This window comes from Tropicimonas sp. TH_r6 (assembly GCF_033101155.1).
Lineage (GTDB): Bacteria > Pseudomonadota > Alphaproteobacteria > Rhodobacterales > Rhodobacteraceae > Tropicimonas.
In genome coordinates, this window is record NZ_JAWMPX010000060.1 from 1 (window position 1) to 6,776 (window position 6,776).

7 protein-coding genes and 1 tRNA gene are annotated in these 6,776 nt (G+C 59.5%); 1 reads left to right on the top strand and 7 read right to left on the bottom strand.

Features of this window, described 5'->3' with window-relative positions; all coding sequences use genetic code 11:
- Both R3X27_RS25105 and rpsD read right to left on the bottom strand, forming a co-directional pair.
- A partial coding sequence (locus tag R3X27_RS25105) for a hypothetical protein (protein WP_317711655.1) occupies positions 1–189 on the bottom strand: 189 nt, incomplete at its 3' end.
- 38 nt (positions 190–227) lie between these two features.
- Positions 228–848, bottom strand: a complete 621-nt coding sequence (gene rpsD / locus R3X27_RS25110) for a 30S ribosomal protein S4 (RefSeq protein WP_317711656.1) — start codon at positions 846–848, stop codon at positions 228–230.
- 262 nt (positions 849–1,110) lie between these two features.
- Between rpsD and R3X27_RS25115 the strand changes: the two genes are divergently transcribed.
- Positions 1,111–1,184 (top strand) — tRNA-Cys (locus tag R3X27_RS25115).
- A 181-nt stretch (positions 1,185–1,365) separates the two neighbouring features.
- On the opposite strand, the gene R3X27_RS25120 is transcribed toward R3X27_RS25115, so the two are convergent.
- The 5 genes from R3X27_RS25120 to R3X27_RS25140 all read right to left on the bottom strand — a co-directional run.
- Positions 1,366–2,487, bottom strand: coding sequence for a tyrosine-type recombinase/integrase (locus tag R3X27_RS25120; RefSeq protein ID WP_317711657.1), 1,122 nt, complete (start codon positions 2,485–2,487; stop codon positions 1,366–1,368).
- Positions 2,465–2,794: a hypothetical protein gene (locus R3X27_RS25125; RefSeq protein WP_317711658.1), complete on the bottom strand. Its 330-nt coding sequence runs from the start codon at positions 2,792–2,794 to the stop codon at positions 2,465–2,467. Before R3X27_RS25125 ends, R3X27_RS25120 begins: the two co-directional genes overlap by 23 nt.
- A gap of 213 nt (positions 2,795–3,007) precedes the next feature.
- A complete protein-coding gene (locus tag R3X27_RS25130) occupies positions 3,008–3,412 on the bottom strand; it encodes a hypothetical protein (RefSeq protein ID WP_317711659.1) in 405 nt (134 codons plus the stop codon).
- A 607-nt stretch (positions 3,413–4,019) separates the two neighbouring features.
- The gene (locus tag R3X27_RS25135; protein WP_317711660.1) at positions 4,020–5,663 is read right to left on the bottom strand and encodes a sulfatase-like hydrolase/transferase; all 1,644 of its coding nucleotides are present in this window, start codon (positions 5,661–5,663) and stop codon (positions 4,020–4,022) included.
- Between the two features lie 319 nt (positions 5,664–5,982).
- Positions 5,983–6,776: hypothetical protein (locus R3X27_RS25140; protein ID WP_317711661.1), on the bottom strand; the 794-nt coding region annotated here is incomplete at its 5' end.

Below are 6,776 nucleotides of genomic sequence, written 5' to 3' on the forward strand. Positions count from 1 at the left end.
ATTCTGCAGATTTTTTGCAATCGCGAAGTTCGAAATGTCGTGACCGTAGCGAAGCTCCGTTCGGTCGGCATAGCAGTCACTGCTGTTGCCCGCAGCATCGATCAAGAAGTGCTCAAAGCGTCCGAACACCCAAGGCACGGCTTCCATAACGAAAAACCCGCCCCGACCGGATTCCGGTGGGACGGGCAAGTCTGTCTTCCGGTCGCAAGCGACCGGACCAGTCGCGCTTAGTTTTGCGCGTAGTATTCGATGACGAGGTTCGGTTCCATCTGCACCGCGTAGGGCACATCGCCCAGACCCGGCGTGCGCACAAAGGTCGCGGACATCTTGGAATGGTCGGCCTCGATGTAATCCGGAACGTCGCGCTCGGGCAGTTGAACGGCCTCCAGAACAACAGCGAGTTGCTTGGAGCGGTCACGTACTGTGATCACGTCGCCTTCCTTGACCCGGTAGGACGGGATGTTCACGCGCTTGCCGTTCACTTCCACATGGCCGTGGTTCACAAACTGGCGGGCGGCGAAGATCGTCGGGACGAACTTGGCGCGGTAGACAACGGCGTCGAGGCGACGCTCGAGCAGGCCAATCAGGTTCTCACCGGTATCGCCGCGCACACGCTCGGCTTCGGAGTAGATGCGGCGGAACTGCTTCTCGGTCAGATCGCCGTAATAGCCCTTCAGCTTCTGCTTGGCGCGCAGCTGCAGGCCGAAATCGGACATCTTGCCCTTGCGGCGCTGACCGTGCTGGCCCGGGCCATATTCGCGGCGGTTGACGGGGGATTTGGGGCGGCCCCAAATGTTTTCGCCCATGCGGCGATCAATCTTGTACTTGGCAGACGTGCGTTTGGTCACGGCTGATCTCCTTCGTTAGCGCGGCGCCCGAGGGCACCTATGAAGGGCGTTGTCCTTTCCCTTTCGGGAGACAGGCATCCCCTCGCGGGGGCCACCAACACCAATGAAACCACGACTCTGCGAACCGCGGATGGCGTTCGATAAGGTGACTCTCCCACGCTGTCAAGCGCCCCCCGCCTGCGGGCCTTCGGACAAAGCCGGGCGCGGGCGTCATTCCCTGTTGACGCCGCGCTCAACAGCCCATAGAGAACCGAGACCCTTCGGCGAGTTGGCGGAGTGGTGACGCAGCGGATTGCAAATCCGTGTACACCGGTTCGATTCCGGTACTCGCCTCCACCTTTTTTTCTTGGACATTTCCGACTTCAGCGCCCGATTTTCGGGGCCCTGAAGTGGCCAGTTTACAGGCAGTTTACACCCCGGTTTACAGGCGTGACTCCTGGCTTCGAATCCACCAGGAGATGCAGAAAGGCCCGATGCAGCGCACCGGGCCCAAGTCGCATGATCGTGTATTTCTGGTTCAGACGTCTTTGTCGTCGCCGTCGAAGACATTGGCGGAGGCCTTTGCCCGTTCGAGTTTCTCGAGGATTTCGTCGGTGACCTCGGGTATCAGGCGCGCGTAATGCTCGATCATTTTCGATGCGTGACGGATGCTCCACCCCATTGCCACGGCGATCTCGTTCAGCCCGCACCCGGCGCGCAGCAGCGCCGTCGCTGCGGTGCCCCGCATGTCGTAGGGGCGCAGTTCGGGGCGCACCCGGATCACGCCGTCGGCATTCGCGCGATGGATCAGGTCGCGAACGATCTGCGCGGCGCGTTCGGGCGTCAGGCGCCCGCCGGACAGCGCCGGCACGATGAGCCACTGGTCATCATCCATCGTGTCGATGAGATCTTCGATCGCCGGCGTGGCCGCGATGGCGGTTGGTTGACCGGACTTCCCACGGTCGAGAAGAAGGCGTCGCGCCTTCGGGGTCTTTTCGATGTGCCCCCTGTTCAGTCGCCCGACATCGGCGGGCGCCAGGCCACCCTCGGACATCGCCACAACGATCCGCATTTCCGCCGGTGTCGCGACCTTGAGGACTGCAGCAATCTCTTCCGGCTTCCAGCAAAGGTGGGCGCGATTGACCCTGTAAACCGCCTCGATGTCGTGGAAGAAGTGACGTTTGATCACCCCGGATTTCCGCATGCGGTTCAGGAACCGACGGATGACCTGGGTCGAGTAGTCGTACATGCGCGGCGAGTGCGCCCACTGGTTCTGCCAGGCGATGATCTCGGCCAGGGACTCCTCCTCCTCGAACAGCTTGATCGGGTCTTCGGCGAACTCGGCCTCGAAGTTCGTCATGTACTTCTCATAGTCAGCTTTCGTCCGCGCGTTGAGCTTTCGATAGTGAATGCTGCGGCGGTACTCATCCATCGCATCGGGCGTGAGCATTTCATTCGCGCGATGCGTGCGCGCGGCTTCGGCCGCACTCGTGTTCGCCTGTCGATAGGCAGCGAGATAGGCCAGCGATCCTTCCACGACCTGCGAGTTCGAATCCCAGAACTTCGGCCCACCTCGACAGACGTAATGATACCTGACCACACCCGCGGCGGTTGCCTTCTTGACGCGATGGATGCCTTTAGGCAGCGCTGTCTTGCTCACGGCGCAGTCTCCTCTGCTCTGTCAGTGAAATCGCCTCGGCCGCCGACCCTTGGGTGGGCTCCAGTCCCTGGAGGCGGTCGAGACAGAGACGGAAGTGCTTCAGGTCGAAGATCCCGGGCCGCCCCGGAAGGTGTTCCAGACCGATCTTCTTGAGCCATTGACGGAACGCGTCTGTCACGCCTGCGTAGCGCGCGATCGCCGCCAGTTCTTCAGTCGTAACGAGGGTGCATTCCTGCGAGACGACCTGAGCCCGGGCCGCATTGAGCGCCGCTTGGAAGTAATTCGCTTGATTGCTCTCGGTCGTCATTCGACCCTTCCCGTCCTCTTCACGCGGGAGATCGGGTTGACCGGAAAAGGGCGGAAACGGATTCCAAAGATTACCTTGCGTAATCTTTATCGCCCGACCTGAATCACCGCCCTCCGCGGGGGCGGTGGTTGATCGAGACGCCGTGCCTCGATGGAACATGGCAGGGATCGGCAAGCGGTTCCGCAGGCCGGCCCCGCGGGACTGGCCAAACATTCAGGTCTCGAAGCGCTTGCGCAATACGTCGACTGTCGCGCGGTACCACCCAATCACATCATGCAGGTCTCCGGCGTCCTCGCCGCTCCCGATGACGTCCTCGACGACGCCGAGTGACAGCTGCTCGAGCGCTTCCAGAACGACGTCGAGCGCAAGCCGGATGCCCCGCACGTTCGGAAAATCCTCTCGGCACAGGTCCACGAGATCCGCGATCAAGTCGACCGCTTCGAGCTCACTGAAGACCTCCAGGAGGATTCGAAGGGTGTCGCCCTCCCACAGCAGGAAGTCGGCTCCGCACATGGTCGCGAATGCCGTTGCCTCGAATTCGGTCTCAAAGAGTCCGGGTGTCACACCCATAATCTCTCTCATCGACGACAGCCCACGGCGACGGCCATGGTTCTTCACTGCGCCTTCAAGCACCGCCAGGAATGGTCTGGCGGCGTAGAACCGGGCCGAAGGAACTGCTTACCCGGGCGCCCGACGCAGATGGAGGGTCGATCTCCACAGGCACGCGAGCGCGCGACTTGAGGCGAGACAGCCGCAGTCTCGGGGCCGTCCGAGGCCAAGTGTGGTGTTCACAGTCACGAATAGCCGGCTCTCAAGCCCGGTCAGGATCGCTCCTTGTCCGATCTTCAGTTTGCTCTGCGGGCGGCTGGTTGATCCGGCTCTCAGCAGGAGGAGCCGGATCAACCGGGCGGTCCAGCGCATGCGTGGCCTACAACTGTCTCAATGAAGTGCGAAACGACCCACGGTAATGCCGACATCGCGGTCATCCTCGGCAGCGCAGCATTTCCGGCTACCGTCATCCATCAGCCGTCTTTATCGAAGAGGACCGGACGTTCGGCAAGAGAAAGCCCAAGGTCAGTTCAGCGGACGTTGCCGCCGTTCATGGCAAGCGGCAGCGCGTCGCCTTCCTGCGCAAAGCCGACGATCACCAGCTATTGGCAAACGTCGGCTCCGAAGATCGGATCATCAATATCGGTCGAATTGTGTCACGCACAATCAGCGTTGTTCACTCTTCCTGCCAGCTGGCAAACGTCTTGCGCGCCAGCTCGCTTTCGGGACGGAGGTTCTCGATGCCGCCGTAAGGTTCATCCTTGCCAATCGGGCGGTGCGGGTATTTCGCGATCATCTTGGCATGACGTTTTGCCATGTCCTGAAATGACGCCCCGGACCAGAGCGATCCACCGATGTCGGGGGTGGTCTCCCGAGGATCGCGCAGGATATTGAACACAGGCGCTGCGGCCCCCGGCACACCCGGTGCGGGCATGTGCATCTTGAACTCCTGCTTCACGATCGAGCGCAAGACCGGGCCTTCGTAGATATAGACATAGTCCCGACGCGAGTTCCCTTCGCCTTCCAGCAACAATGCCGTCTGGTCCACACCATCGATCACCCGGTCGCGCGGGATGAAATTCGTGCCGCCGGCGATGCGGGCCAAGGTGGTGTAGAGGTCGGAGACGTGGATGATGTCTCCCGCATAGCTGCCGCCTTCGATGGCTTGCGGCCAACGGACGAACGCGTCCACGCGCACCCCGCCTTCGAGATGTTCTGCCTTGCCACCCCGATAGATCAGCTCGATCATTCCCGAATTGGGTGAGTACTGCTTGAAGATGCCGTTATCGGCCATGAACACGACTAGCGTGTTCTCGGCCACACCAAGCTCGTCGACCTTGGCCATGAGGTCGCCGATCCAATCATCCAACTGCTCCATCTTGTCGGCCATGAAGCCGCCATTGCGGGACCTTTGCTGATCGCTGGAGGTGAAATTGAGTGGATAGAGCGGCCAGTACTGAAGGAAGAACGGCTCCTCTTCGCCTGCGAGGCGTTCCAATTGCTCCAGCGCCTGCCGCTGGTAGGTCTCATTCATGCGCTCGTAATGGCCTTGCGTCCATTCTTCGCCGGCCTCGAGCCCCACTTCACGGGCTAGCTCTCCCGCCTTTGCCTCGAGACCGGTCACCAGGCCATAGGGTTTGAACCGCTGGTCGATCGCGAACTCGCTCGACTGGGTCGAGGGATGCCAGCCGTTCAGATTGCCCGCAGCGGCGGCCTCCGGGGTCATCAGGCTCAGTTGAACCTGCTGGTGGACCGGGAAAAACGCGACATCGAAGCCTTGATTGTGGGGAAAGGACTCCTCGATATCCCCCTGGTGCCACTTGCCGACATGGGTCGTGTTGTAGCCCGATTGCTTGAGCACTTCGGCAATTGTGACGGCTTCACCGGCCAGGCCCTCGCCCACCAGAGCGACCTTTACTTCTTCCTGTCCAGCCCGGACCGGGTGGCTACCTGTCAGGAACGCGGTGCGCGTCGGCGTGCACGAAGGTTCCGTATACATGCGCATCAAGGCAAGGCTTTCGGACGCGAAATCATTGATGTTCGGCGTGTCGAAACCGGCGACATAGTTCATCGCCCGGTTGCCCATCAGACCGAAGCTGACGTCATCGATCAGTACATAGATGATATTCGGAGGCTTCCCGTTGTTGGCGTCCCGAAGCTCTGCCAGACGTGAATCGATCCGAACGTCCTGTGCCGCCCATTCCTCGCCAAACTGGGCGCTCAGGAAGTTGAACTCCCCGTCGTGAATGATTGGGCTATCCTGTGCCGCGGCCGCCGACGCGGCGATCAGCGCGCCAAACACGCCTGTGATGAATTTCATTGGTTTCCCCTTCGCTGAACCAAGCATTCGACACTAGGTCGTTGTTCGAGAAGATCAAGTTTCGACTTTTACCGTCGGCTGTGGAAGAGACGTCAGAGCCATTCCATTGGATGTCCGGTTGGCAGACACACTCGCCTGTCAGAGAATGCCCCGGTTCGTTTTGACCTTGGGCCAGCACGAATTCTGAGTGCAATTTGCAGGCATCAAACAACGTTTGCTTCGTCTACGACGATTTTGAACAGATCTGCCTCGTCGTTTCGTCACTATGATCATCTGGTTTGAACACTCGACAGATGCCAAAAGTCGCACGACGCCAAGATCAATACTTTAGGCGCAAACCTACGCCAATTCCGTTGTCGTAGGGTCGGTCGGAACCGATACCGACAAGAGCCTCTCCATAGAGCGCCACTCTGTCGCTCAAGTTGTAACCAACCTGGAATTCCGCCGTCGATGGCCATGTCTTTGCGTTCCAGTCGTATGGCACTTTGAGGTCAAGCTTGGCCCAGTAGTCCGTTGCAAAAGGTTGCAATCCGATCAACCGCATCGCCGTTTGACTGACATCAGTCGGCCCGTCGTAGGATACGTAGTGCTGAACGAGTGGGATCAGAGTTAACCCGTTGTTCGCATGACCTAGGGCGACACCCGCGAACGGCGCAAGTTGGTCAGAACCAGTTCCAATACCTTTGTCGTAATTGTCAAACTCGACGATCCAATCCAAGCCAACCGCGAGCCGGTAACCCCAGTTCTCGTTCAGCCGTCCTTCTGTTGGAAAGAATATCCCTTTTAGAACGGCTTTCTCCAGACCTCCCGCAGATGTCTCAGAGGATGAGATATCGTTATAGTGCAGTTCGTATTTAATCTTCAGATCGTCTCGCGCCATGAACGCGCCGTCGATGAAGTAGTCAGTCTTGTCTTTGCCATCGCCTGTAGTGGACTGGATGCGCAGGTCGGTATTCCGCCCTTTGGAAAGCGGATTTGAAGCATTTTCCTGTGCCAAAGCTGAACTAACCAAGAAGAAGGCAAAAAGTGAAGTCGAGAAAGAGAGAGTTGCTTTGTTCACGTTGTTTCCTCTCCGTTTCCGGACCAAAGCGGTATAGGTGGCAGACATCAGCG